Source organism: Galbitalea soli (assembly GCF_010686725.1).
GTDB classification, from domain to species: Bacteria; Actinomycetota; Actinomycetes; order Actinomycetales; family Microbacteriaceae; genus Galbitalea; species Galbitalea soli.
The window spans coordinates 1-25,682 of record NZ_JAAGWZ010000001.1; the positions used below are offsets into that span (position 1 = coordinate 1).

The 25,682-nt window shown below is 70.1% G+C and carries 21 protein-coding genes; 16 read left to right on the top strand and 5 right to left on the bottom strand.

Annotated elements, in window-relative coordinates:
• Positions 1 to 287: 287 nt before the first annotated feature.
• Positions 288 to 1,265 (bottom strand): helix-turn-helix domain-containing protein, encoded by a 978-nt coding sequence (locus tag G3T37_RS15225; protein ID WP_163471272.1) that lies wholly within the window; start codon positions 1,263 to 1,265, stop codon positions 288 to 290.
• A 228-nt stretch (positions 1,266 to 1,493) separates the two neighbouring features.
• Here G3T37_RS15225 and G3T37_RS00010 point away from each other — a divergent pair, with 228 nt between their 5' ends.
• Genes G3T37_RS00010 through G3T37_RS00020 form a run of 3 tightly spaced genes read left to right on the top strand, consistent with a single transcriptional unit; the run spans position 1,494 to position 4,549 of the window.
• Positions 1,494 to 2,861: a mannitol dehydrogenase family protein gene (locus G3T37_RS00010; protein WP_163471274.1), complete on the top strand. Its 1,368-nt coding sequence runs from the start codon at positions 1,494 to 1,496 to the stop codon at positions 2,859 to 2,861.
• Entirely contained in the window at positions 2,861 to 3,886 is a 1,026-nt protein-coding gene (locus G3T37_RS00015) for an NAD(P)-dependent alcohol dehydrogenase (protein ID WP_241732034.1), read from the top strand. The genes G3T37_RS00010 and G3T37_RS00015 overlap by 1 nt, the downstream gene beginning before the upstream one ends.
• A gap of 30 nt (positions 3,887 to 3,916) precedes the next feature.
• Positions 3,917 to 4,549, top strand: a complete 633-nt coding sequence (locus G3T37_RS00020; RefSeq protein ID WP_163471278.1) for a LysE family translocator — start codon at positions 3,917 to 3,919, stop codon at positions 4,547 to 4,549.
• 10 nt (positions 4,550 to 4,559) lie between these two features.
• Here the strand turns inward: G3T37_RS00020 and G3T37_RS00025 are convergent, their stop codons facing one another.
• From G3T37_RS00025 to G3T37_RS00035, 3 genes are all read right to left on the bottom strand, one after another.
• A complete protein-coding gene (locus G3T37_RS00025) occupies positions 4,560 to 5,333 on the bottom strand; it encodes an alpha/beta hydrolase (protein ID WP_338401128.1) in 774 nt (257 codons plus the stop codon).
• Between the two features lie 16 nt (positions 5,334 to 5,349).
• Positions 5,350 to 5,592 (bottom strand): hypothetical protein, encoded by a 243-nt coding sequence (locus G3T37_RS00030; protein ID WP_163471280.1) that lies wholly within the window; start codon positions 5,590 to 5,592, stop codon positions 5,350 to 5,352.
• Positions 5,593 to 5,814: 222 nt separating this feature from the next.
• Entirely contained in the window at positions 5,815 to 7,350 is a 1,536-nt protein-coding gene (locus G3T37_RS00035; RefSeq protein WP_163471282.1) for an amino acid permease, read from the bottom strand.
• Between the two features lie 230 nt (positions 7,351 to 7,580).
• Between G3T37_RS00035 and G3T37_RS14690 the strand changes: the two genes are divergently transcribed.
• The 5 genes from G3T37_RS14690 to G3T37_RS00055 are packed head-to-tail and all read left to right on the top strand — an operon-like array spanning position 7,581 to position 12,573.
• Positions 7,581 to 8,957 carry a glutamine synthetase family protein gene (locus G3T37_RS14690; RefSeq protein WP_241732035.1) on the top strand — a complete coding sequence of 459 codons (1,377 nt, stop codon included), beginning with the start codon at positions 7,581 to 7,583 and terminating at the stop codon, positions 8,955 to 8,957.
• The gene (locus G3T37_RS14695; protein WP_241732036.1) at positions 8,944 to 9,666 is read left to right on the top strand and encodes a gamma-glutamyl-gamma-aminobutyrate hydrolase family protein; all 723 of its coding nucleotides are present in this window, start codon (positions 8,944 to 8,946) and stop codon (positions 9,664 to 9,666) included. The genes G3T37_RS14690 and G3T37_RS14695 overlap by 14 nt, the downstream gene beginning before the upstream one ends.
• Positions 9,667 to 9,682: 16 nt before the next feature.
• On the top strand, positions 9,683 to 11,035 hold the full coding sequence (locus G3T37_RS00045; protein WP_422110969.1) for an aldehyde dehydrogenase family protein: 1,353 nt from the start codon (positions 9,683 to 9,685) through the stop codon (positions 11,033 to 11,035).
• Between the two features lie 12 nt (positions 11,036 to 11,047).
• Positions 11,048 to 11,836 carry a 3-oxoacyl-ACP reductase gene (locus tag G3T37_RS00050; RefSeq protein WP_163471286.1) on the top strand — a complete coding sequence of 263 codons (789 nt, stop codon included), beginning with the start codon at positions 11,048 to 11,050 and terminating at the stop codon, positions 11,834 to 11,836.
• Complete coding sequence (locus G3T37_RS00055) at positions 11,836 to 12,573, top strand: FadR/GntR family transcriptional regulator (protein WP_163471288.1); 738 nt, start codon at positions 11,836 to 11,838, stop codon at positions 12,571 to 12,573. The genes G3T37_RS00050 and G3T37_RS00055 overlap by 1 nt, the downstream gene beginning before the upstream one ends.
• Positions 12,574 to 12,661: 88 nt before the next feature.
• Here the strand turns inward: G3T37_RS00055 and G3T37_RS00060 are convergent, their stop codons facing one another.
• The gene (locus G3T37_RS00060; protein WP_163471291.1) at positions 12,662 to 12,850 is read right to left on the bottom strand and encodes a hypothetical protein; all 189 of its coding nucleotides are present in this window, start codon (positions 12,848 to 12,850) and stop codon (positions 12,662 to 12,664) included.
• Positions 12,851 to 13,101: 251 nt separating this feature from the next.
• Here G3T37_RS00060 and G3T37_RS00065 point away from each other — a divergent pair, with 251 nt between their 5' ends.
• The 8 genes from G3T37_RS00065 to G3T37_RS00100 all read left to right on the top strand — a co-directional run bounded on the left by G3T37_RS00065 (position 13,102) and on the right by G3T37_RS00100 (position 25,682).
• A complete protein-coding gene (locus G3T37_RS00065) occupies positions 13,102 to 14,253 on the top strand; it encodes an SLC13 family permease (protein ID WP_163471293.1) in 1,152 nt (383 codons plus the stop codon).
• Positions 14,254 to 14,334: 81 nt separating this feature from the next.
• On the top strand, positions 14,335 to 14,901 hold the full coding sequence (locus tag G3T37_RS00070) for a TetR/AcrR family transcriptional regulator (protein ID WP_163471295.1): 567 nt from the start codon (positions 14,335 to 14,337) through the stop codon (positions 14,899 to 14,901).
• 8 nt (positions 14,902 to 14,909) lie between these two features.
• On the top strand, positions 14,910 to 17,810 hold the full coding sequence (locus G3T37_RS00075) for an MMPL family transporter (protein WP_163471297.1): 2,901 nt from the start codon (positions 14,910 to 14,912) through the stop codon (positions 17,808 to 17,810).
• A 29-nt stretch (positions 17,811 to 17,839) separates the two neighbouring features.
• On the top strand, positions 17,840 to 19,657 hold the full coding sequence (locus G3T37_RS00080) for a YhgE/Pip family protein (RefSeq protein ID WP_163471299.1): 1,818 nt from the start codon (positions 17,840 to 17,842) through the stop codon (positions 19,655 to 19,657).
• A 108-nt stretch (positions 19,658 to 19,765) separates the two neighbouring features.
• Positions 19,766 to 21,247 (top strand): alpha,alpha-trehalose-phosphate synthase (UDP-forming), encoded by a 1,482-nt coding sequence (gene otsA, locus G3T37_RS00085; protein WP_163471301.1) that lies wholly within the window; start codon positions 19,766 to 19,768, stop codon positions 21,245 to 21,247.
• Complete coding sequence (otsB, locus tag G3T37_RS00090) at positions 21,244 to 22,047, top strand: trehalose-phosphatase (RefSeq protein WP_163471310.1); 804 nt, start codon at positions 21,244 to 21,246, stop codon at positions 22,045 to 22,047. The genes otsA and otsB overlap by 4 nt, the downstream gene beginning before the upstream one ends.
• A gap of 99 nt (positions 22,048 to 22,146) precedes the next feature.
• Positions 22,147 to 23,826 (top strand): dihydroxy-acid dehydratase, encoded by a 1,680-nt coding sequence (gene ilvD, locus G3T37_RS00095; RefSeq protein WP_241732037.1) that lies wholly within the window; start codon positions 22,147 to 22,149, stop codon positions 23,824 to 23,826.
• 44 nt (positions 23,827 to 23,870) lie between these two features.
• The gene (locus G3T37_RS00100; RefSeq protein ID WP_163471314.1) at positions 23,871 to 25,682 is read left to right on the top strand and encodes an acetolactate synthase large subunit; all 1,812 of its coding nucleotides are present in this window, start codon (positions 23,871 to 23,873) and stop codon (positions 25,680 to 25,682) included.

Here is a 25,682-nt window from a genome sequence, read left to right on the forward strand (position 1 = left end):
CCTGGGTGCGGCCCTCGAGGATAACGGCGGTGATAACCAGTCGGGCGATCGTCATCCGTCATCGTGACCGGTGCAGGGTTTCCTATGTCCTGACACACCGGTTTCCTATGTCCTGAACCCAGACACCCTTGGATCCACAGTGTGATGACTCGCGACATGTGTCGCAGATGAGTCGCGAGATATGTCACTGAGAGCCCGGCCATCGGCCGGGCTCTTTCATGTCGTTCCGCCAGCGCCGACGTCAGTGACCGTGGGCCCACCGGAACGGTTGGCACGGCTCGCCGGAGTCACGAGTGCTGCGCCGCCGACCGCGAGGCCGTGCGGTACTCGCGCGGGGTCATCCCCGTTTCGCGACGGAACTGCCGGTTGAAGTTGGTGAGCCCGCTGAATCCGGCCGCGAAGCAGATCGCGGCGATCGGATCGGTGGTGTGGGTCAGCAGCTCGCGCGCCTTCGCGATCCGCAGCGTGCGCACCACCTCGGTGAAGGTGCCCCCACTGGCGCGGCGGAAGTATTTGGAGAAGGTCGGCTGCGACATCCGGGCCCGCCGGGCCGCCTCGGAGAGGGTGACCGGCCCGCCGATGTTGGCATACACGTAGGCGAGGCCCGCGTCCAGTGCGGCCGCCTCGTCGCGCGATGCGGGCGTCGCCAGCCAGCGGTGCGAGACGAACCGCAGCTCCGACTCCGGTGCCCCCAGGAGGAGCCCGATCAGGGCCAGGAAGTGCCCCATGCGGGTCGGCCCGGATGACCTCCCGACGCCCTCGATCTCCTCCGCCGCGCGCTCCGCCGTTCGCCCCCCGAACACGATTCCCCGGTGCGAGGCACGCAGCAGCGCGCGCGCCTGGCCCAGCTCGGGGATCACCGCGGCGCACTTCTCGAACCACGCGTCGTCGAAATGCACCACCCCGTCGCGGGCGCGCACCACGGTGCCGGGGGAGACGTCGCTGATCCACTCGCGCGGGAGATGCGGGCCGACGAGCGAGACGTGACCCGGGCTGAATCGGCCGACGCGATCACCGATGATGTAGTGCCCGCTCGTGCGGCGCACCAGGTGGATCTCGTACCCGGTGGGGCCCTGAGTCTCCGTCTCGGTGGGCGGATAGTCGCGGTCGACGAAACCGAAGCCCGGGTCGGCCGAGTGGTCGCCCCCGGCTCGGCGCGCATCCTGCCCGCGTGGGCGGGCAAGATCGCTGAACGGGCGACCGCCGAGGTGCAGTCGGGTCGCGGGTGCGGCGATGGGGGTGGGGGCAGGGGCGGCAGGGCGCACGGGTCTCCTCTGGATGACCGCGCCCGGTCTGGTCTGACTGTCGAAAAAAAGTACCAGAACTTCGCGGAATCGAGCGCGGAGTGTGCGCCGTACCTCGCCTACCGTTGCCTTCTGTCGGGCCTCGGCGCCTCGAGGCTCGCTCCGACGGCATCCATGGTCCCGGTCGGAGCGGGATGGTGCCGAGGCCCCGTCCCGCGCAGACGCGCATCCATCACCGACGAAGGCGCGATGTCCATCACCCTCCCCACCCTGTCCGACGCGAGCGTCGATCGGCTCGACGTCCGAGTCGCCCGCCCGTCGTACGACCGGGCGGCCGTGGGGGTCGGCATCGTCCAACTCGGCGTGGGAGGGTTTCACCGCGCCCAGCAGGCGGTCGCCATCGACACCTTGATGAACCTCGGTCAGGCCATGGACTGGGGCATCTGCGGCATCGGCGTCCACCCGAGCGAACGCCGGGTGGTCGAGACGCTCGCGCGCCAGGACGGCCTCTACACGCTCATCCTCCGCAATCGAGACGGCAGCGTCGACCACCGCATCATCGGCAGCATGGTCGGCTGCCTCTATGCACCGGATGATCCGCGCGCCGTGGTCGCACGACTCCTCGATCCCGCCGTCCGCATCGTCTCCCTGGCGGCGGCGCGCGGCGGGTACGGGTTCGCCATCCGGCTGGTGGTGGAGGGGCTGCGGAGACGACGGGAGCGGGGAATGCTCCCGTTCACGGTGCTGTCCTGCGACGATCCGCCGGGCAACGGGGAACGCGCGCGTGGCGCCGTGACCGAGACCGCCCGCGGTCTGGATGAGCGACTCGCCGACTGGATCGATCGCGAGGTGCGATTCCCCCGGGCCGTGGTGGAACCCGCCGCCACGCCGACCACGGCGTTCGACGTCACCTCGGTCGCTCGAGCGACCGGGCTGAGCGACGGGTGGCCGGTCATCACCGAGCCCGGCGATCGCTGGGCCGTCGAAGACGATTTCGGGGCTGGTCGACCGCACCTCGAGATCAGCGGGGTCTCCGTCGTCGACGACATCGAGCCCTACGAACTCCTCACGATCCGCCTGCAGCGCGGTGGGCTCACCGCGGCGGCCTACCTGGGCGCTCTCGCGGGATACCGATATCTGCACGAGGTCGGTCGGCACCCGACGCTCGCCCGCCTGCTCGTCGCGTTTCTCGCCGACGAGGTCGGGCCGACCCTGCGGGGAATCGCCGTCGCCGAACTGGCGGAGGCCGAGCGTCGGTTCCGGCATCGTCTCGCCGAGCCCCGGTATCGTGGCCGACTCCCGGCGGTCGAGGCCAGTCCGCACCCGGTCGACTGGCTGCTCCCCATCGTTCGGACGCGCCTCGATGCGGGCTGCTCCGCGGAGCTGTCCGCCGCCATCGTCGCCGCGTGGCGCCACCGCGCGGGGGCCGCGGATCGCGCCCGCTGGGCACTCGCCATCGACGCTGCTGCGCTCCCCGAGCTCGACGACTTCCTCGCCAGCCTCGCAGCGGCCGAGCACACGCTGGCGACGCGGGGCATCGCTGCGCTCGCGGCGGAGCGCACCGCCCACCGCGCCCCACTCACACCCCTCACCGAAAGGTCACCATGGTCGCACTGATGCGAGCCGCCCTCCTCGAGCGCGCGGGGGTAGTCGAGACCTCCATCATCGAGGTTCCCCCGCTCGACGCCGATCAGGTGCTCATCGAGGTCTCCGCGGTCGGGGTGTGCGGCAGCGACGTGCACTACTTCGAGCACGGGCGAGTCGGCCCGTTCGTGGTGGAGGCGCCGATCATCCTCGGGCACGAACTGTCGGGCACGATCGTCGACGTCGGCGCCGCAGTGGATCGCCGGCGCATCGGTGAGCGGGTCGCCGTCGAACCGCAGCGCCCGTGCCGCGTCTGCACGCAGTGCAAGGCGGGGCGCTACAACCTCTGCCCCGACATGGAGTTCTTCGCGACCCCGCCCATCAACGGCGCGTTCTGCGAATTCGTCGCCATCCAGTCCGACTTCGCGCACGCCGTGCCCGACACGGTCAGCGACGAGGCCGCGGCGCTCATCGAACCACTGTCGGTCGCGATTTGGGCCTGCCAGCGCGCGCAGGTGGGCGTCGGCAGTCGTGTGCTCGTGGCCGGCGCGGGGCCGATCGGCGTCATCGTCGCTCAGACCGCACGCGCCTTCGGAGCCTCCGAGGTCATCGTGACCGACGTGGATGCCCAGCGCCGCGCCTTCGCCCTCGAGCACGGCGCGACCGTCGTGCTCGACCCCGCACACGACGACGTCAGCACCCTCGGGGTGGACGCCTTCGTCGACGCATCCGGTGTGCCCTCGGCGGTCATCGCCGGGATCGAGGCCGTTCGGCCGGCGGGCATCGCCATGCTGGTCGGCCTGGGGCACGAGATGATGGCGCTGCCCGTCTCGGCGATCCAGAGCCGGGAGATCTGGGTGAGCGGCGTGTTCCGCTACGCGAACACCTGGCCGACGGGCATCGAGCTCGTCGCGAGCGGGCGCGTGAATCTCGATGCCCTGGTCAGCGGGCGATTCGGTCTCGACGAGGTGGATCGCGCGCTCTCCGTCGGACGGGAGCCCGGCCAGATGAAGGTCGTCGTGCACCCGTGGAAAGGGTGGAACGCGGCGCGAACCTGACGCGCCGCCGCTCGTCGCTACGATCGACCCATGGTTCCGCTCCCCAATCTGATCGCCTTCAGTGTCGCTGCCACGGTCCTGATCCTCATCCCGGGCCCGAGCCTCCTGTTCGTCATCGGGCGGGCCCTCTCACTCGGGCGCATCGGCGGCCTCCTCAGCGTCGCGGGTAACTCGCTGGGCGTGTTCGCGCAGGCCGTCGCCGTCGCCCTCGGGCTGGGCGCCCTCATCGAGGCCTCCACGATCGTCTTCACGATCGTCAAGTTCGGCGGTGCCGCCTTCCTCATCTACCTCGGCATTCAGGCCATCCGTCACCGCGCGCAGCGCGCCGCCTCACCCACCCTCGCCCCGCGCAGCAGGTTCCGCGCCTTCGCCGAGGGCCTCCTCGTGGGGGTGAGCAACCCCAAGACCGTCGTCTTCTTCATCGCGATCCTGCCGCAGTTCATCAGCGTTCCGGCGGGCAACGCTCCGGCGCAGCTCCTGCTGCTGGGCGCCGTGTTCTTCGTCATCAGCCTGGTCAGCGACGGCATCTGGGCCCTCGTGGCCAGCGCCGCCCGCGCGTGGTTCGCGCGCTCACCCCGGCGAATCGAGCGGCTCAGCGCGACGGGCGGAGTCGCCATGATCGGGCTCGGCGGGTTCCTCGCGATCTCCGGCGTCAAGCACTGACGCCACCGGCTCAGCCGAGGAACGGCAGAACGGCCGCGGTGAGCTCTCGGCGCATCTCGGCGTCACTGATGGTCGCCGTATTATCCCCGGGCTGCGCGCCGTAATCGCCGAACATCGCGTGATCCGCGCCGGCGATCGTCACGAACCTCGCCGACGCCGGCAGCAACCGGGCATTCGCCGCGATCTTCGCCGGCGTGCTCAGTCCGTCGCGGCTCCCCGCCACCGAGAGCACCGGCAGGGATGACCGCGACAGGTCTACCGAACAGTACGAGCCGAACAGCACCAGCCCGCCCACCGACGGGTCGTCGTGCGCGTACTGGCACGCCCGGACCCCGCCCAGCGAGTGTCCGCCCACGAACCACTTGCGCACGCCGGGAGCGAGCGCAGTGAACGTGGAGAGCGGGCGCGATTCGATGATCGCGAAATTCAGGGTGGGGCGGGCGATCACCACGGTGACCCCGGCGTCGACGAGCGGGGCGAGCTTTGCCGCGTAGGCCTCGGGGTCGACGCGCGCCCCGGCGAGGAACACGAGCCCCACCCCCGTCGGAACGCTCGAGGGAATGAGGGCGACTCCGTCACCGGTCTCGGTCACGCGAATGCGCGGGTCGGCTCGGACGGCCGCCCACGGCCCGCGTTCCGCGGCCATCGGCACGCTGGCCCAGCTGAGGAAGACGATGACGGCGAGCAGTAGCAGGGCGAGAACCCACAGCGCGAGGCGCTTGGCCCGGGGGAGTCGGCGGGGGACGCGACTCCCGCGCCGCTCGGAACGATCCTCCGACGTCACGGCGTCGAGCCGGTCGTCAGGCGGTGAGGCGCGTGGGGAGCTTGATGGATCCCGTGGACGTGGCGGCGGCCGTGGCGGCGCTCGCGGTCATGGCGCCCTCGAGGCCCAGCGACACGTCCCACGCGAGGGTCTCGACGACCGTCTCCGTGAACATCGTCTCGTTCTCGTCCGACCGGCGCAGGGTGACGGCGAACGACGACCCCGGGCCGAACATGGCGGCGGCGCGCTCGCGCACCAACTCGTAGACGAGCTTCTGCATGTCTACTTCGGGCGGCGTGACGACGGCCGGGCGGAGGAATCGAAGACGTGAGGCCAATGGACTGCCTTTCGTGGCGTGTTCCCATCATTGTCGGCGTCAGGCGCGCGGGAGCCCGACAGACACGCCGAGACGCCTAGCGCATTCCCGTGCAAGGGCGCAAGAGCGAGAGGGGGCGCCACCTCACAGGTGGCGCCCCCGAGACATCAGGAGGAGCAGGAGCCGTCAGGAGGAGGCGGAGCCGAAGACCTCGTCCTCCATCTCGTCGTAGCCCTCGACCTGCGGATTGCCGTGCAGCCCGTGGCTGAGCGCGAACTCCTCCTCGGGCGAGAGCACGAGCCGGTGCCGGCTCACGAAGCCGAAGATGAGGAGGCCGACGATGTAGACGACCGCGATCGCCGCGATCGCGATCTGGTAGCCGGGCGAGAACAGGAAGGCGACGAAGATGACGAGCGCGATCACCCCCGCGATCACCGCGCCGGGAATGCCGGTCGGGCTGAGGTACGGACGCTTCGCGTTGGGGTAGCGGCGGCGCAGCACGATGAACGAGATCATCTGCATGATGTAGGCGACCACGGCGCCCCAGATGGCGATGTTGAGCACGATCGCCCCCGCGACGGTCGCCGCCGAGCTTCCGATGTCGGTCGTGAACTGCACGACCACCAGCAGAACGTATCCGATGACGGCGCCGAGCACGAGCGCGATGACCGGGGTCTGCCGCTTGCCGGTGACCGACAGGAACTTCGGGTAGTAACCGGCCCGCGAGAGCGAGTAGAGGTTGCGCCCGTAGGCGAACATGATGCCCTGCAGAGAGGCGAGCAGCCCGATGAGGGCGAACACCGCGAGGATTCCCGCCAGGCTCTTCGGCACCATGAGGGCGAAGCCGTCGAGAAGCGGCTGACCCGACTTCTGGATCGCGGTCGCCCCGTTCACACCCGTGTTGACGACGAAGATGACGACGGCGCAGATGAGCAGCGTCACGAGCGCGAAGATTCCGGCGCGGGGAATGTCGCGCTGCGGGTTGTGCGACTCTTCCGCCGCGAGCGGCAGCTCCTCGATGCCGAGGAAGAACCACATGGCGAAGGGGATCACCGCGAGCACGGGCAGGAACCCGTGGGGCAGGAAGGCGCTGTTGCCGGCCGTCGCCTTCACGTCGAAGAGCTTGTCGACCGAGAAGGATCCCGTCGCGAAGGCGACGATCACGAACACGGCGAGAATCGCGATCGCGAGCACGGAGACGATGATCGCGAGCCGGAAGCCGACCGCGGCGCCGAGCGCGTTCACGATCACGAAGGCGGCGTAGAGGATCGCCCACATCAGGTACGGCGAGATGCTGAAGCCGTTGAAGAACGCCTCGAGCGCACCGTTGGCGTACTGCGCCGCGAAGAAGACGACGACCGCCGTCGTGACGACGTACTCGATCGACTCCGCGAGCCCGGTGATGAATCCGCCCCAGGGCCCGAGGGCCGCGCGCGCGAAGGAGTAGGCCCCACCCGTGTGCGGCAGCGCTGCCGACATCTCGCCGATGGAGAACAGCATGGTGAAGTACATGACGATGACGATGATCGTCGCGATGGTCATCCCGCCGAAGCCCGCATCGGCGACGCCGAGGTTCCAGCCCGAGAACTCGCCCGAGATGACGGCCGCGACGCCGAGTCCCCAGATGCCCCAGAAGCCGGCGCTGCGCCTGAGGGTGCGTTTCTCGAAGTAGCCCGCCTCCGCCTTCACATAGGTGGCGCCGGAGATGTTCTTTTCAGACATGCAGTCCTCCAGGGAGACGTGCGCGTGCCGATCGCACAGCGCGGTGAATTCAGATATCGGGTGCGGTGGCGTGCGCGATCGCGGGGATGATCGCCGCACGCTTATCCGAGAGCATGGCCTCTATTGGTGGGTTGTGTCCACCATTGGATGTAAATACCGCGTTACAGAACCGCATGGATGCGCGGGGAGCGCTGTGGTGTAATGGTCGGGTTGAAGGAGACGAATCGACCATGAGCGTTCCCACGCCGCCCGCATCGGGCAATCTGAGCATCCCGGAGCTGGAGGCGCTCGTCGCGTCGAAGGACATCGACACCGTCATCATCGCGTTCACCGACATGCAGGGCCGACTCGTCGGGAAACGCACCTCGGCGCGGCTGTTCCTGGAAGAGCTGGCCGAGCACGGTGCCGAGTGCTGCAACTACCTGCTCGCGGTCGACGTCGAGATGAACACCGTCGACGGGTACGCGCTCTCGTCGTGGGAGACCGGCTACGGCGACATGGTCATGCACCCCGACCTCAGCACGCTGCGGCTCGTGCCGTGGTTGCCCGGCACGGCGATGGTGATCTCCGATCTGACCCTGCCCGACGACACCCCCGTCGCGCCGAGTCCGCGCGCGATCCTGAAGGGACAGATCGACCGGCTCGCGGCGCGCGGACTGGTCCCGTTCGTGGGCACGGAACTCGAGTTCATCGTCTTCGACGACACCTTCCGCGGGGCCTGGGCCAAGGGCTACAAAGACCTGACCCCCGCGAGCGACTACAACATCGACTACGCCCTGCTCGCCTCCACGCGCATGGAGCCGCTGCTGCGCGACATCCGCAACTCGATGGATGCCGCGGGCATGTACTCCGAGGGGGTCAAGGGGGAGTGCAACTTCGGTCAGCAGGAGATCGCGTTCCGCTACGCGCACGCCCTCGCGACCTGCGACAACCACTCGATCTACAAGAACGGCGCGAAGGAGATCGCCGACCGCCACGGCAAGTCGCTCACCTTCATGGCGAAGTTCAATGAGCGCGAGGGCAACAGTTGTCACATCCACCTCTCGGTGCGCGGCGAGGACGGCTCGGCGGTCATGGCGGGGGAGGGGCCTCACGGCTTCTCGCCCCTCATGGAGCACTGGCTCGCCGGGCTGCTCGCGACGACCCGCGAGCTCAGCCTGTTCTTCGCCCCCAACATCAACTCCTACAAGCGCTACGTGGAGGGCAGCTTCGCCCCGACCGCGATCGCCTGGGGCGCCGACAACCGCACCTGCGCCCTGCGGGTGGTCGGCCACGGCCACAGCCTGCGCGTCGAGAACCGGGTGCCGGGCGGCGACGTCAACCAGTACCTCGCGGTCGCCGCCCTCATCGCGGGCGGCCTCTACGGCATCGAGCACGAGCTCGAGCTCGAGCCCATCTTCACCGGGAACGCCTACGGCTCCGACACCCCGCGCGTGCCGACCTCCCTGCGCGAGGCCGCCGAGCTGTTCTCCTCCTCGGCGATCGCGCGCGAGGCGTTCGGCGACGAGGTCGTGGAGCACTACCTCAACAACGCCCGCGTCGAACTGGCGGCCTTCGACTCGGCCGTCACCGACTGGGAGAGGGTCCGCGGCTTTGAGCGCTTCTAAACCGGTCATCGGGCTCACCACCTACCTGGAGCAGGCGCAGACCGGGGTGTGGGACGTCCCCGCGGCGTTCCTGCCGAAGGTCTACTTCGACGCGGTCACCCGTGCCGGGGGGATTGCGGTGCTCCTGCCGCCGCAACCCGTCGACGCGGGGGTCGCCGGCCGCGTGCTCGACGGTCTCGACGGCCTGATCCTCACCGGTGGCAAGGATGTGGATCCGGCTCGCTACGGGCAGGAGCCGCACCCGACCACCGACGCACCGCGCCTCGACCGCGACGCCTGGGAGGACGCGCTCATCACGGCGGCGATCGATCGCGGCCTGCCCTTTCTGGGCATCTGCCGCGGGGCGCAACTGCTGAACGTGGCGCTGGGGGGAACGCTCATCCAGCACCTGCCGGATGCCGTCGGCAGCACCCGCTACAACCTGGGCGGCGGCACCTTCAACGAGGTCGCGGTCGCGGTCGAGCCCGGCACCACCCTCGCCGGGATGATCGGCTCGGGCGTCGACGCCAAGGTCTACCATCACCAGGCCATCGACCGGCTCGCCGACGGCCTCACCGTCACCGCCCGCAGCGACGACGGCGTGATCGAGGCGGTGGAGCTGCCTGGGGTGCCGTTCGGGGTCGCGGTGCAGTGGCACCCGGAGGAGACGAGCGACGATATCCGACTGTTCGAGGGCCTCGTCGAGGCGGCGCGGGGGTACCGTGACTGAGCCGGCCGAGACGTCGATCGCCCTCATCAATCCCGCCGACGAGTCGGTGCTCCGCACCGTGCGGCACAGCACCGTGGAGGAGGTCGACGACGCGGTCGCGCGCGCGGTGTCGGCGCAGCGGCGCTGGGCGGCCCTCGCCCCCGCGGAACGGGCGGGTGCGCTGCGACGGTTCGCGGCGGTCGTGGAGGCTGCGATCGAGGAGCTCGCGTGGCTCGAGGTGCGCAACTCCGGGCATCCCATCGGCCAGGCGCGCTGGGAGGCCGGCCACGTGCGCGATGTGCTGAACTACTACGCCGCGGCACCCGAGCGGATGATCGGCCGCCAGATCCCCGTCGCCGACGGCCTCGACGTCACCTTCCTCGAGCCGCTCGGCGTCGTCGGCGTGATCGTGCCGTGGAACTTCCCGATGACGATCGCGGCCTGGGGCTTCGCGCCGGCGCTCGCCGCGGGCAACGCCGTCGTGCTCAAGCCCGCCGAGTGGACCCCGCTCACGGCTCTGCGCCTCGCCGCGCTCGCCCTCGATGCCGGGTTGCCGGAGGGACTGTTCCAGGTGCTGCCCGGCCGGGGCGACGTCGTGGGCACGCGCCTCGTCAGCCACCCCGCGGTGCGGAAGATCGTCTTCACCGGGTCGACGGTGACCGGCAAGCGGGTGATGGCCGGCTGCGCCGAGCAGGTCAAGGCGGTCACTCTCGAGCTGGGCGGCAAGAGCGCCAACGTCGTGTTCGCCGACTCGGATCTGGAGCGGGCCGCCGCGACCGCGCCCTCCGCCGTGTTCGAGAACGCGGGTCAGGACTGCTGCGCGCGCAGCCGGATCCTCGTGCAGCGCTCGGTGCTCGACCGCTTCCTCGAGCTGCTCGAGCCGGCCGTGCACGCCGTCCGCGTCGGGTTCCCGGGCGACGAGGCCACCGAGATGGGTCCGCTCGTCTCGCGTGCCCACCACGACAAGGTGTCGTCGTTCGTCGGCCCGGATGCCCGGGTCGCGTTCCGGGGAACAGCGCCCGACGGTCCCGGCTTCTGGTTCCCGCCGACCGTGCTGCTCCCCGCCTCCCGCACGGATCGCGCGGTCACCGAGGAGATCTTCGGCCCGGTCGTGTCGGTGCTGCCGTTCGACGACGAGGCCGACGCGATCGCGCTCGCGAACGACAGCATCTACGGGCTGTCGGGCTCGATCTGGACGCGCGATGTGGGGCGCGCCATCCGGGTCGCCCGCGGGATCGAGAGCGGTAATCTCTCGGTCAACTCGCACTCCTCGGTGCGCTACTCCACGCCGTTCGGGGGGTTCAAGCAGAGTGGTCTCGGCCGCGAACTCGGACCCGATGCGGCGACCGCCTTCACCGAGACCAAGAACGTCTTCATCAGCACCGACTAGGAGTACGAGCACATGACGATCACGCCCATCGACCTCACCCAGCGTCTCGCCGGGAAGGTCGCCGTCATCACCGGCGGTGCGAGCGGCATCGGCCTCGCGACCGCCAAGCGCTTCGCCGCGGAGGGGGCGACGGTCGTCATCGGCGACTTCAACGTCGAGACCGGCGAGGCCGCGGCCGAGCTGGTCGGCGGTCTCTTCGTGCAGGTGGACGTGACCGATGAGGCCCAGGTGAACCACCTCTTCGACACCGCCGCCGCGCGCTACGGCAGCGTCGACATCGCCTTCAACAACGCGGGAATCTCGCCGCCCGACGACGACTCGATCGAGACGACCGAGTTGCCCGCCTGGGAGCGGGTGCAGGACGTCAACCTGAAGTCGGTCTACCTGTGCTCGCGCGCGGCGCTCCGCCACATGGTCGCGCAGCAGTCCGGGTCGATCATCAACACCGCGTCGTTCGTGGCCGTCATGGGCTCGGCGACCAGCCAGATCTCGTACACGGCGTCGAAGGGCGGCGTGCTCGCGATGACAAAGGAGCTCGGGGTGCAGTTCGCGAGGCAGGGCATCCGCGTCAACGCACTGTGCCCGGGACCGGTCAATACCCCGTTGCTGCAGGAGCTGTTCGCGAAAGACCCGGAGCGGGCCCAGCGTCGTCTCGTGCACATCCCGAAGGGTCGCTTCGCCGAGCCCGAGGAGCTCGCCGCCGCGGTCGCCTTCCTGGCGAGCGACGACGCGAGCTTCATCACCGCCTCGACGTTCCTGGTGGATGGCGGCATCTCCTCCGCCTACGTCACCCCGCTGTGATGGCGGCCGTGGAGCCGGTCGTCGAGAGCTTCACCGGCATCGTCGAGGAGGCGCTGTTCCGGCCCGTCCGCAACGGGAACGCCTTCGAAGACACCGTGTCGCGACTGCTGCAGACCATCCGCCTCGGCATCGTGGCCCCGGGCGAGGCGCTGCCGCCCGAACGCGATCTCGCGGTGCGCTTCTCGGTGAGCCGTGACACCGTGCGCGACGCGATCCGCGAGCTCGCCGAGGCGGGCTACCTGGTGAGTCGCCGGGGTCGCTATGGGGGCACCTTCGTGACCGACACCCTGCCGACGGAGCCGCGCCCGGGGGAGCTGCTCGACCCCGCCGAGCTCGAGGACGTGCTCGGCCTGCGCGAGATCCTCGAGCTGGGGGCCGCCCGCGCGGCCGCGGCCCGCACGCTGAGCGCCGCCGACCGCGAGACCCTGTGGTCGAGGATGCACGAGACGGCCGCCGCGGAGGAGCCCGACTACCGCCGCCTCGACTCGCGCCTGCACCTCACCATCGGCGAGCTCGTCGGGGTGCCCTCGCTCGTCTCGCTGCTCGCCGACAACCGGACGCGCCTGAACGGCCTGCTCGACCGCATCCCGCTGCTGGCCCCCAACATCGCGCACTCCAATCAACAGCACGAGGCGATCGTGATCGCGATCCTCACAGGCGACCCGGAGCGCGCCGCGGAGGCGATGCGGGAGCATCTGGAGGGTTCGGCCGCCCTGCTGCGGGGCTTCCTGGCCTAGCGGCGAGCGGCGAGCGGCGCGCGGCGCGCGGCGTGCCGTGGTGTGCCGTCGTGTGGCGCCAGCGGCTCGCCAGCGCAGCGGCGCGGGCTCAGTCGCCCAGCTGCTTGTCGCGCGCCTCGTAGACGACGGTGCCGATGGCCGCGGCGAGCGTGGCGGCCCAGCTGAGCCAGAGCATCGCCGTTCGCCAGTCGCGCGGCCCCTTCCGGGTCGAGCGCACCGCGCTGATGCCCGAGAAGAGCAGGCTGATGATCTCGCCGTTGAAGATGAACTTGCGCACGTCGCTCCTCGAATGTCGGTTGATCCACGCTACCGCGCTCGAGCCGCGGCGTCTCGCCCGCGGAGCCGCACCGGGGCCCGACCGCTCCGGCCGCCCGGCCCCGCCCGCGCGCACCCGACCGCTCCGGCCGCCCGGGCCGCGCGCCCCCGCCCGCGCGGCTGTGCGGCACGCTCCCGTGCGCCAGCCGCGCGCGCACCCGTGCCGTCGCGGTGAGCGTGTAGGTTGAGGGAGTTTCCCCTGAAAGGTGCAGCGTGAAGACTGCTCTGATCGGCGCCGGGCTCCTGCTCCTCGGCGCCGTCGCGATCGCCACCGGCGTTCTCCCCGTGCCGCGCGCCCTCGCGGTCGGCGAGCGCGTCTGGCCGATCCTCCTGTTCGTCGTCGCCATCACGATCGTCACCGAACTCGCCGCGTCCGCCGGCCTGTTCACCCTCGTGGCGGAGCAGCTGGCGAAGTGGGGGCTGCGGCGGGCGTGGATGCTCTGGATCCTCGTCGTGCTCCTCGCCTCGGTCAGCACGATCTTCCTCTCGCTCGACACCACCGCCGTGCTGCTGACGCCCGTCGTCATCGCGGTCGCCTCGCACGTGGGCCTGCCGCCGATGCCGTTCGCCCTCACGACCGTGTGGCTGGCGAACTCGGCCTCCCTGCTGCTTCCCGTCTCCAACCTCACCAACCTGCTCGCCGAGCACCAGATCGGCGGCAGTCCCGCCCAGTTCGCCGCGCTCATGGCGCTTCCCGCGATCGTGGCGATCGTGGTGCCCGCGGTGATCCTCTTCGTGATCTTCCGTCGGGCGCTCCTGCGCGACTACGACCCCGCGCCCCGCACCCACGCGGATGACCGCCTCCTCCTCATCGCGAGCGCGGTGGTCGTCGCACTCCTCATCCCCGCCCTCGTCTCCGGCCTCGAGGTCTGGATCCCCGCCGTCGCGGCCGCGCTCGTGCTCGGCGGATTCTTCCTCGTGCGCCAGCGCAGCGTGCTGCGGTTCTCGCTGCTGCCCTGGCAGATCGTGGTGTTCGCCTCCGGGCTCTTCCTCGTGGTGGAGGCTGCGCGCACGCTCGGCTCCACCGCCCTGCTCACCGCCCTCGCGGGCTCGGGGGAGTCGCCGCTCGCGCTCCTGCGCGTGGCCGGCGTCGGGGTGCTCGGGGCGAACGTGATCAACAACCTGCCCGCCTATCTCGCCCTCGAACCGACCGGCGACAGCGCGGTGCGCCTCGCGGCCCTGCTCGTCGGCGTGAACGTGGGTCCGCTGATCACGCCGTGGGCGTCGCTCGCCACCCTGCTCTGGCATGAGCGGTTGAGCGGGCTCGGCGTGGAGGTGTCGTGGCGGCGGTACGTGCTGCTGGGGCTCGTGGTGGTGCCGCTGACGGTCATCCCGGCGGTGCTCGTGCTGGCACTCGTGCACTGAGGAGCACCCACAATCTGCTAACTCGCTGACAAACTGACCGATCGGACAGTTTCTGACCGATCGGTCAGTTACGGTGTCTGCATGTCCACTCACGATGACCTGAGGGCGATCGCCCTCGCCGAGTTCGCCGCCAACGGATACGCGGGCACCTCGCTCCAGCGCATCGCCGAGGTCGCCGGGGTCTCCAAGGCGAGCGTGCTCTACCACTTCTCGTCCAAGGAGGCCCTGCTCGAGGCCTCGGTTGGCCCGGCCATCGACCGGCTGACCACGATCATCGACGCCGTCGACGGCACCCTCGACGATCGGGAGGCCCGTCACGCTTTCGTCGAGCAGTTCGTCGACCTCCTCCTCGAGCACCGCCTCGAGGTGTTCCTCTTCATCAACCAGGGGGCGGGCCTCGAGGACGTGCCGGTCGTCGACCGCGCCAACCTCGTCGTCGAGCGTCTCGCCCAGTTCTTCTGCACCGCCGCCAGCACCACCGAGGACCAGTTGCGCTTCGGGATGGCGCTCGGCGGTGCCGCCTACGTGCTCTCGGTCAAGACACAGCCGAGCCCACGCGAACTGCCCGTCGACGAGGTGCGGGCCGCGCTCGTGCGCATCGTCAACGAGCTGCTCGACCCCATCGTCGTCGTCGCCGGAACCCGCTAGGAGAACCCGTGGCCACCCTGCTCTACCGTCTTGGGCGGTTCACCTACCAGCGTCCGTGGCGCGTCATCGGCGTCTGGCTCCTGCTCATGATCGGCATCCTGGGTGGTGGGGTCGCGCTCGGCGGAACCACCCAGGAGTCCTTCGCGATTCCGGGGACGGAGTCGCAGACCGCCATCGATCGTCTCGCCGCCGTGTTCCCGCAGACCGCGGGGGCCGGTGCGCAGGTGATCGTCGAGGCGCCGGCGGGCTCCACGGTGGAGAGTGCCACCGCGAAGCAGGCCATCGCCTCCATCGTCGCGAAAGCCGAGACCATCCCGGGCGTGAACAACGTCTCCTCGCCCTTCAGCAGCTACGCCTCCGACGCGGTCTCCGCCGACAAGTCGGCCGCGATCATCGCGATCCAGTTCACCGCCCAGCAGTCGGAGGTGCCCCTGGCGAGCCTTGCCAAGGTGAAGGCGCTCGCGCCGATCGCCACCGACGCGGGGATGACCATCGGCTTCGGGGGCAACGTATTCCAGGACAACACCGTGGGAGTCTCGCCCACCGAGGGCATCGGCGTCATCGTCGCGGGCGTCGTGCTCTTCCTCGCCTTCGGCTCGCTGCTGGCGGCCGGGATGCCCCTGCTCACCGCCATCGTCGGCGTCGGCATCACGATGGGTGGCGTGATCGCCGCCTCGGCGTTCACCACGATCGGCAGCTCCACGCCGCTTCTCGCGCTCATGATCGGGCTTGCGGTCGGGATCGACTACGGACTGTTCATCCTGTCGCGCCACCGCACCCAGCTGGGCCGCGGCATGGAGCTCGAGGAGTCGGCGGCGACCGCGGTGGGCACCGCGGGCAGCGCGGTCGTCTTCGCGGGCGGCACGGTCATCATCGCCCTGCTCGGGCTGCTCGTGGTGAACATCCCGTTCCTCGGGGCGATGGGAATCGCGGCTGCGGCCGGCGTTCTCGTTGCAATTCTCGCCTCGGTGACCCTGATGCCGGCGCTGCTAGGGCTCGCCGGCCGGCGGCTCGTGCCGAAGCCCGGCTCCCGCGCGGCGCGCCGGGCCGTCGCCCAGGAGGGCACCGCCCGCACGCTCGGCCAACGCTGGGTGACCCTCGTGATGCGCGCGCCCGTCGTGGCCGTGATCGCCGTGATCGGAATCCTGGGCACCCTCGCCATCCCCGCCTTCAGCCTCACCCTCGCCCTGCCCGACGGCGGCAGCCAGCCGGTCGGATCGGTCAGCCGCGTCTCCTACGACATGATCTCGAAGGACTTCGGGCCGGGTCGCAACGGGCCGCTCGTGGTCCTCGTCGACATCACCCAGACGACCGACATCGTGAACGTGCTGTCCCAGGTGCGGGGGGAACTGGCCGCCCTTCCCGATGTGAAATACGTGAGCACGGGCATCCCGAACCCGTCGCTCGACACCGCGATTCTGCAGGTCATCCCGAACAGCGCACCCGACTCTCCCGTCACGACCACCCTCGTGCACGATATCCGCGCGATGGCGCCCGACATCGCGCGGCACTACGACGTGAGCATCGCGGTCACCGGCTCGACGGCGGTGCAGATCGACATCTCCTCGCGCCTGAACAGCGCGCTCGTGCCGTTCGGGCTCATCGTCGTCGGGCTGTCGATCCTCCTGCTCATGATGGTGTTCCGCTCCGTATTCGTGCCGCTCAAGGCCGCCCTCGGCTTCCTGCTCTCGGTGCTGACCTCCTTCGGCGTCGTCGTCGCGATCTTCCAGTGGGGCTGGTTCGCCGACCAGCTGGGGGTGGTGCCGAGCCCCATCCTGAGCTTCCTCCCCATCCTCCTCATGGCGATCCTGTTCGGCCTCGCGATGGACTACGAGGTGTTCCTCGTCTCGGGGATGCGCGAGGCCTACGTGCACGGAGGGGACGCCCGATCGGCGATCGTCACCGGCTTCTCGGGCGCGGCCCGGGTCGTGACGGCCGCGGCGCTCATCATGTTCTTCGTCTTCGCCTCGTTCATCCCCGAGGGCACCGGCGTCATCAAGGCGATCGCGGTCGGCCTCGCGGTCGGCATCCTCGCCGACGCGTTCCTGGTGCGGATGACCCTCGTACCCGCCATCATGGCGCTGCTCGGCCGGGCGGCCTGGTGGATGCCCGCGTGGCTGGGTCGCCTGCTACCCAACGTCGACATCGAGGGCGAGGGCCTGCGCGAGCACCGCGACGCGGTCGAGTGGGCGCGGGGACAGGGACAGGATGCCCTCACCGCGGACGCGCTCGTGGTCGGCTCCGCCGCCCACGCCGTCGGACCGCTCAGCCTCCGCGTGCCGGCCGGCTCGCTCCTGATCGCGAGCGGATCGAGCGTTGATCGCGTGCTGTTCGCGGCGACACTCGCGGGACGCCTCGACCCCGTCGCGGGACGGGCACAGGTGGGCGGTCATCCGCTGCCCTCGGAATCCGCTCGGGTCAGTCGCCTGGTCGCGCTCGAGGACGTGGGCGGGTCGGACCGCTCAGAGGTGAACGTCACGATCGGTGAGCTGCTGGAGGAGCGCATCCGGCTGACCCAGCCCTGGTGGCGCGGTTTCGCGGCCGCGCGCCGGGCCCGCGGCTGGATCGACCGCGCGAACACCGTCCTGGCCATGCTCGCGCCCGGCGAGCCGTCGATCAGCGCCCACAGCACGATCCACGAGCTCCCGCTGCTCACCCGAGCGGTGGCGCTCTCGACCGTCGCGCTCGCCGAGCACACTCCCGTCGCGATGCTCGACCTGCTCGACGCCTTCGCCGATGAGGCGGAGGAGGCGATCTTCCTCGCCGCGATCGACACGCTCGCCCCGGCGCACACGACCGTCGTGGTGGGCACGCCCATCGCACCACGGGCGCTCGAGCACCATCGCGTGGGGCGCCCCGTCACCGCCATCGACCTGTACGACCTCGACCGGAAGGGCGCACTCCAGTGACTCAGACCAGCACACCACCGCGTGGTCGGATGACCCGCCTCCTCGCCTTCGTCGCGGTCGCGCTCGTGCCCCTCGCGTTCGCGGGCCTCGTCGTCGCGGCGGTCTCCCCGGCGAAGTCCGGGGTCGATCGGATCCCCGCGGCCATCGTGGACAACGACCAGCTCGTCACCCAGACCGCGGCCGATGGCACGAAGACGCCGATCCTCGCGGGACGCCAGCTCGTGACCGAGCTCACCGGTGCGCACTCGGCCGGATTCTCGTGGACCATCACCAACAGCAAGGACGCGAAGGCCGCCCTCGCCTCCGGCACCGTCGCGGCGATCCTGACCGTGCCCAAGGACTTCTCCCGGTCGATCGTCTCCCTCTCGACGACGAGCCCGGTGCGCGCGAGCATCCAGATCACCACGGATGACTCGCACAACTATCTCGTCGGCTCCGTCGCCCAGGTGGTCGGCGACAGCCTCACGAGCGCCTTCGGCTCCGCGATCACCGAGAAGTACCTCGCGGGCGTGTATTCGAGCATCGGCGGGATCGGCGGATCCTTCGCCCAGGCGGCCGACGGTGCCACGAAGCTCTCCGACGGTGCGGGACGCCTCTCCACCGGGCTCACGAAGCTCGCCGACGGGATCGGGCAGACGCAGGCCGGAGCGAGCAGTCTTGCGGGTGGCGTCGGCCAGTACGTCGGCGGCGTCTCCTCGCTCGCCGGCGGACTGGATCGACTCTCCGCGGGGGCGACGACGGCGAAGACGAAGCTCGTCGCCGGCGTGGGCCAGTACACGGGTGGCGTCTCGACGATCTCCGCGCAGCTGACGCAGGCGGTCGCGGCGCTCACCGCGAATCCGACCGATCCCGTCGCCATCGGCACCGTGAACGCGCTGACGGCGGCGCTCGCGCAGGCGGCGCAGAGCGGCCCCAGCGTCGTGGCGGGTGTGAACACGGCGATGACCGGTCTGGGTTCGGGGATCGCGCAGACCGCGAGCGGGGCGCACACCCTCGCCTCTTCGGGCGCCTCCCTCAGCACGGGAACACGCACTCTCGCGGCGGGCATCGGCCAGTTGCAGACCGGGGCCACCCGGTCGGCCTCGGGCGCGACCGCGCTCCAGGGCGGTGCGACCACCCTCGCCACCGGGCTCGAGAAGGGCGCGACGAGCGTTCCGAGCTACACGAGCACGCAATCGGCCGCGGCCGCCAAGGTGGTCGCGAAGCCCGTCAGCGCGCAGGTCACGCGCAACCACAAGGTCACCTCGGTGCCGCAGATCATCTCGACGCTGTTCGTGCCCCTCGGACTCTGGATCGGCGCCCTCGCCGTGTTCCTCGTCTCGCGGCGGGTCAGCCGCCGCACGCTCTCCTCGACGGTGGCGCCGGGCCGGATCGTCCTGCAGGGGGTCGCCCGCGCGAGCGGCGTCACCCTCGTGCAGGCCGCGCTGCTCGTCCTGCTCCTGCACACCGCGGCCGGGGTCAGCTGGACGCTGCTGCCCGCGACGCTGTCCTTCGCAGTGGTGATGGCGCTCGCGTTCACCGCGTTCCACCACTTCCTCACCCTCGCCCTCGGGCGCACGGGGCTCATCGTCTCGATCCTGCTGCTGGCCGTGCAGCTCACCTCCACGGGGGGCCTCTACCCCGTGCAGCTGCTCGCCGCGCCGTTCCAGGCGATCAGTCCCTTCCTGCCTCTCAGCTACGGCGTGCGCGGGATGCAGGCGATCATCGCGGGCGGGAGCGCGGGGACGGCGGTCGCCGCGGCGGGCGCGCTCGCGGCGTTCGGGCTCGCGAGTCTGGGGCTCTCCCTGATCGCGCTGCGCCGGGTTCGTCGTGCGCGATCGCTGGGGCTCGTGCCCACGGGTGCCTGACCGCACCGCGCCCCGGCAACCCGGCCGGCCGTCGGCGGCCGACTGATAACCTAGACGCGCTACCGGGCGACGGGCGCGATACGCGCACCGCGCGGAGCAGGCGAGGCAATGACGATTCAAGACCGTGACGGATACGACTTCATAGTCGTGTCGAACCGCCTGCCCGTCGACCGGGTGGTCAGTGCCGAGGGCGAGGCCTCCTGGCAGCGCTCGCCCGGCGGGCTGGTGACCGCCCTCGAGCCCGTGATGCGCGCCGCCGACGGCGCCTGGATCGGCTGGGCCGGCCAGCCCGACCTCGACGTCGAGCCCTTCGTGGGGGATGGCATTCACATCATCCCCGTCGCCCTCAGCACCGACGAGGTCGAGAACTACTACGAGGGGTTCAGCAACGACACCCTGTGGCCGCTGTATCACGACGTGATCGCGCCGCCGAGTTACCACCGCGAGTGGTGGGAGAGCTACGTCGTCGTCAACCAGCGTTTCGCCGACGCCGCCGCCGCGGCGGCCGCGGAGGGCGCCGTCGTGTGGGTGCAGGACTACCAGCTGCAGCTCGTGCCGAAGATGCTGCGCTCGGTGCGGCCCGACCTCACGATCGGCTTCTTCAACCACATCCCGTTCCCGCCCTACGGCATCTTCTCGCAGCTGCCCTGGCGCACCCAGATCGTCGACGGACTGCTCGGCGCCGACGTCATCGGCTTCCAGCGCGTCGCGGACGCCTCCAACTTCTCCCGGGCGGTGCGCCGCCTGCTCGGCCACGTCACCAAGAATCCGTACATCGAGGTGCCGGGCGAGCCGTCGCGGCGGGTGCTCGCGAAGGCGTTCCCGATCTCCATCGACTCCACGAGCTTCGAGGAGCTCGCCCGGCGTCCCGAGATCCAGGCTCGCGCGCGAGAGATCCGCGAGGGCCTCGGCAACCCCCAGACCGTCATGCTCGGCGTCGACCGGCTCGACTACACGAAGGGCATCGGTCACCGGCTGAAGGCCTTCGGCGAACTGCTCGCCGACGGCCGCGTGAGCGTCGAAGACGTCACGCTCGTGCAGGTGGCGAGTCCCAGCCGCGAGCGCGTCCAGGCGTACATGCAATTGCGCGACGAGGTGGAGCTCACGGTCGGTCGCATCAACGGCGACTTCAGCACCATGAGCCACACGGCGATCAGCTACCACCACCACGGCTACCCGCGCGAGGAGATGGTGGCGCTCTATCTGGCCGCCGACGTGATGCTGGTCACCGCTCTCCGCGACGGCATGAACCTCGTGGCCAAGGAGTACGTCGCGAGTCGCTTCGATGGCAACGGCGTGCTCGTGCTCAGCGAGTTCACCGGAGCGAGCGACGAACTGCGACGCGCGCTGCGCATCAATCCGCACGACATCGACGGGCTCAAGGACGCGATGGTGCAGGCGATCGGGATGCCCGTGGCCGAGCGCCAGCGCCGCATGCGGGCCATGCGCAAGCAGGTGCTCCAGAACGACGTGGAGCGCTGGTCCGCCGACTTCCTCACCGCGCTGCGCGGCGAGGCGGAGGGCGACGTCGACCTCGACGACCCGCTCGGCGAACTCGAGTGGACCGTCGAGAGGCTGCGGCGACCATGAGCGAGGTCAGCGAACGCGGGCTGGGCCGCGAACTCATCGGCGCGCTGCACGAGCTCGCCAGGGTCAAGCGTCTGCTCGTCGCGCTCGACTTCGACGGCACCCTCGCTCCCGAGGTCGACGACCCGGAGCAGGCACGGGCGACGCCCGAGGCGCGGGCCGCCGTGCTGCGATTGCTGGGCATCCCGAACACGCGTGTCGCGCTCGTCTCCGGTCGTGCGCTCGACAGCCTCGAGGCGGTCTCGCAACTGCCCGACACCGCGCTTCTCGTGGGCTCGCACGGCATCGAGATCCGGCTCGACAGCCCCGACGACTCGCTCAGCCTCGACACCTCGGAGCTGAAGCGCGTCGACACGCTCAATCAGGTGCTCGGTGAGGTCGCCGACGCTTTCGACCAGGTGTGGCTCGAACCCAAACCCGCCGGATTCGCCCTGCACACGCGCCTCGCGACCGAGCACAACTCTCGCGTCGCCCATCTCGTCGCGCTCAGTGAGGCCTCCGCCGAGATCGACGATCTCACCGTGCGGCACGGCAAGAACGTGCTCGAGTTCTCGGTGCGGTCGACCACGAAGGGCGACGCGGTCGAGCATCTTCGCGGCTACACGAAGGCGAACGCGGTCTTCTACGCCGGCGACGACGTGACGGATGAGGATGCCTTCGTCGCCCTGCAACCGCACGATCTCGGCCTCAAGAGCGGCACCGGCGAGACGGCGGCGGCGTTCCGCGTCGCGGGTCCCGCTCAGGTGGCGCAGGTGCTCGCGCTGCTCGCCGAGTTCCGCGAGGGCGGCGTGCACGAGCAGTAGTGCGCCAGGGGCACGGGGGAGCCCCTCGAAAGTCCTACACTTTGTAACATGCCGGACACATCCTCTGCGCCCCAGTCTGCCGCCAGCACGTCTCCTGACATGAAGCCCCGCTCCCGCACCGTCACCGACGGAATCGAGGCCCTGACCTCGCGCGGCATGCTCCGCGCGGTCGGCATGGGCGACGCCGACTGGGACAAGCCCCAGATCGGCATCGCGAGCTCGTGGAACGAGATCACGCCCTGCAACCTCTCACTCGACCGGCTCGCGCAGGCCTCGAAGGAGGGCGTGCACTCGGGCGGCGGTTACCCGCTGCAGTTCGGCACCATCTCGGTCTCCGACGGCATCTCGATGGGCCACGAGGGAATGCACTTCTCGCTCGTCAGCCGCGAGGTCATCGCCGACTCGGTCGAGGTCGTCATGCAGGCCGAGCGCCTCGACGGCTCGGTGCTTCTCGCGGGCTGCGACAAGTCGCTGCCCGGCATGCTCATGGCGGCGGCGCGCCTCGACCTCGCCTCCGTGTTCCTGTATGCCGGCTCGATCGCGCCCGGCTGGGTGAAGCTGAGCGACGGCACCGAGAAGGACATCACGATCATCGACTCCTTCGAGGCCGTCGGCGCGGTGAAGGCCGGCAAGATGAGCATGGAGGACGCCAACCGCATCGAGTGCGCCTTTGCCCCGGGCGAGGGTGCCTGCGGAGGCATGTACACGGCCAACACCATGGCGAGTGTCGCCGAGGCGCTGGGCATGAGCCTTCCGGGGTCGACGAGCCCGGCATCCGCCGACCGTCGCCGCGACTACTACGCGCACCGCTCCGGCGAGGCCGTCGTCAACATGCTGCGTCTCGGGCTCACCGCCCGCGACATTCTCACCAAGGATGCCTTCGAGAACGCGATCACCGTCGCGATGGCGCTCGGCGGCTCCACGAACGTCGTGCTCCACCTGCTCGCGATCGCGCGCGAGGCCGAGGTCGACCTCACGCTCGACGACTTCAACCGCATCGGCTCGGCGGTGCCGCACATCGGCGACCTCAAGCCCTTCGGCAAGTACGTCATGAACGACGTCGACCGTCAGGGCGGCATCCCGGTGCTCATGAAGGCGCTTCTGGATGCCGGGCTCCTGCACGGCGACGCGATGACGGTGACCGGCAAGACGGTGGCCGAGAACCTCGCCGAGCTGGCCCCCGGGCCGCTCGACGGCGAGGTGCTGCGCACGCTCGACAACCCGATTCACGCGACCGGCGGCCTCACGATCCTCAAGGGCAGCTTCGCCCCCGAGGGCGCCGTCGTGAAGACCGCGGGCTTCGACGCGGACGTGTTCGAAGGCCCCGCGCGGGTGTTCGAGCGTGAGCGCGCCGCCCTCGACGCGCTCACGGAGGGCAGCATCAACCCCGGCGAGGTCGTCGTCATCCGGTACGAAGGCCCCAAGGGCGGCCCCGGGATGCGCGAGATGCTGGCCATCACCGCGGCGATCAAGGGCGCGGGCCTCGGAAAAGATGTACTACTCTTGACAGACGGACGATTCTCAGGCGGCACAACCGGCCTGTGCATCGGCCATATAGCTCCCGAAGCGGTGGACGCAGGTCCGATCGCCTTCGTGCGCGATGGTGATCTGATACGGGTCGATATCGCAGCTCGCTCGCTCGACCTACTGGTGGAGCCCGCAGAGCTGGAAGCTCGCCGCAACGGCTGGGCTCCACTTCCCCCGCGCTACACCCGTGGCGTTCTCGCAAAGTACTCGAAGCTCGTGCACTCCGCTGCGGAGGGCGCAGTCACCGGGTAGTCCGCGTCAGCAGATCATCCCCTCACGAAAGAGTCGTACATCCCATGCCCACGGAAGCAGTTCCCGTGTCACCCGCCTCGCGTGCGTCACGCGAGCCCGAGATGCTCACCGGATCCGGTGCCATCCTGCGCACCCTCGAGCACCTCGGCATCACCGACGTCTTCGGACTCCCCGGTGGTGCGATCATGCCCTTCTACGACGAGCTGATGGCCTCGACCGCCATCCGGCACATCCTCGTCCGCCACGAGCAGGGCGCCGGTCACGCCGCCGAGGGCTACGCCTCCTCCTCCGGCCGCGTCGGTGTCGCCATCGCGACCTCCGGCCCGGGTGCCACCAACCTCGTCACGGCGATCGCCGACGCGCACATGGACTCGGTCCCGCTGCTCGCCATCACCGGTCAGGTGTTCTCCACCGTGATGGGGACGGACGCGTTTCAGGAGGTCGACATCGTGGGCATCACGATGCCCATCACCAAGCACTCCTTCCTCATCAAGGACCCGGCCGACGTGCCCGCGACCCTGGCCGCGGCCTACCACATCGCGACGACCGGGCGCCCCGGCCCCGTGCTGGTCGACATCACCAAGGATGCCCAGCAGAACACCGCGCCCTACATCTGGCCGCCCAAGATCGACCTGCCCGGCTACCGTCCGGTGACGAAGGCCCACGGCAAGCAGATCCTCGCCGCGGCGCAGCTGCTCGCCGAGGCGAAGCGCCCCATCCTGTACGTGGGCGGCGGCGTGATCCGCGCCGAGGCGCACGAGGAACTCCTCGCCCTCGCCGAGAAGGTGGGCGCACCCGTGGTGACCACCCTGATGGCGCGCGGAGCGTTCCCCGACTCGCACCCGCAGCACCTGGGCATGCCGGGCATGCACGGCACGGTTCCGGCGGTGCTGGGCATCCAGGAGTCCGACCTGCTCGTGTCGCTGGGCGCGCGCTTCGACGACCGGGTCACGGGCAAGGTCGCCGACTTCGCTCCGGGCGCCAAGGTGGTGCACGTCGACATCGACCCCGCGGAGATCTCGAAGATCCGCGTCGCCGATGTTCCGATCGTCGGCGATGCCAAGGACGTCATCGCCGACCTCACCACCGCCTTCGCCGACCTCATGGGCGCCGCGAAGCCCGATCTGTCGGAGTGGTGGGCGCGCCTCGACTTCCTGCGCGAGCAGTACCCGCTGGGCTACGACCTGCCCACCGACGGTCTGCTCTCACCGCAGCAGGTCATCGAGCGCATCGGCCAGCTGTCCGGTCCCGAGGCGGTCTACGCCGCGGGCGTCGGTCAGCACCAGATGTGGGCGGCGCAGTTCATCAAATACGAGCGTCCGAACGCCTGGCTCAACTCCGGCGGCGCCGGAACGATGGGCTACGGCGTGCCCGCCGCGATGGGTGCGAAGGTGGCCAACCCCGACCGCGTCGTGTGGGCGATCGACGGCGACGGCTGCTTCCAGATGACCAACCAGGAGCTCGCCACCTGCACGATCAACGACATCCCGATCAAGGTCGCGATCATCAACAACTCCTCGCTCGGCATGGTGCGTCAGTGGCAGACCCTCTTCTACGACGGTCGGCACTCCTTCACCGACCTCAACACCGGTCACCTCGGTGACGGCGGCCAGACGCGGATGATTCCGGACTTCGTGAAGATGGCCGACGCGTACGGCGCACTGGGCATCCGAGTGACCAAGCCGGAGGAGGTGGACGCCGCGATCACGCTCGCGCTCGAGACGAACGACCGACCCGTCGTCATCGACTTCATCGTGAGCCGCGACGCGATGGTGTGGCCGATGGTGCCGCAGGGCGTCGGCAACTCCTCCGTGCAGTACGCGCGCGACCACGCGCCCGAGTGGGAACAGGAGTAG

Bases quoted from the DNA above. Each gene is read 5' to 3' on its own strand.
- G3T37_RS00050 (WP_163471286.1), top strand. From the start codon at position 11,048: ATGACGATCACGCCCATCGACCTCACCCAGCGTCTCGCCGGGAAGGTC.
- G3T37_RS00070 (WP_163471295.1), top strand. From the start codon at position 14,335: ATGTCCACTCACGATGACCTGAGGGCGATCGCCCTCGCCGAGTTCGCC.
- otsA (WP_163471301.1), top strand. From the start codon at position 19,766: ATGACGATTCAAGACCGTGACGGATACGACTTCATAGTCGTGTCGAAC.
- G3T37_RS00015 (WP_241732034.1), top strand. From the start codon at position 2,861: ATGCGAGCCGCCCTCCTCGAGCGCGCGGGGGTAGTCGAGACCTCCATC.
- G3T37_RS00080 (WP_163471299.1), top strand. From the start codon at position 17,840: ATGACCCGCCTCCTCGCCTTCGTCGCGGTCGCGCTCGTGCCCCTCGCG.
- G3T37_RS00020 (WP_163471278.1), top strand. From the start codon at position 3,917: ATGGTTCCGCTCCCCAATCTGATCGCCTTCAGTGTCGCTGCCACGGTC.
- G3T37_RS00055 (WP_163471288.1), top strand. From the start codon at position 11,836: ATGGCGGCCGTGGAGCCGGTCGTCGAGAGCTTCACCGGCATCGTCGAG.
- G3T37_RS00010 (WP_163471274.1), top strand. From the start codon at position 1,494: ATGTCCATCACCCTCCCCACCCTGTCCGACGCGAGCGTCGATCGGCTC.
- ilvD (WP_241732037.1), top strand. From the start codon at position 22,147: ATGAAGCCCCGCTCCCGCACCGTCACCGACGGAATCGAGGCCCTGACC.
- otsB (WP_163471310.1), top strand. From the start codon at position 21,244: ATGAGCGAGGTCAGCGAACGCGGGCTGGGCCGCGAACTCATCGGCGCG.
- G3T37_RS14690 (WP_241732035.1), top strand. From the start codon at position 7,581: ATGAGCGTTCCCACGCCGCCCGCATCGGGCAATCTGAGCATCCCGGAG.
- G3T37_RS00100 (WP_163471314.1), top strand. From the start codon at position 23,871: ATGCCCACGGAAGCAGTTCCCGTGTCACCCGCCTCGCGTGCGTCACGC.
- G3T37_RS00030 (WP_163471280.1), bottom strand. From the start codon at position 5,592: ATGCAGAAGCTCGTCTACGAGTTGGTGCGCGAGCGCGCCGCCGCCATG.
- G3T37_RS00035 (WP_163471282.1), bottom strand. From the start codon at position 7,350: ATGTCTGAAAAGAACATCTCCGGCGCCACCTATGTGAAGGCGGAGGCG.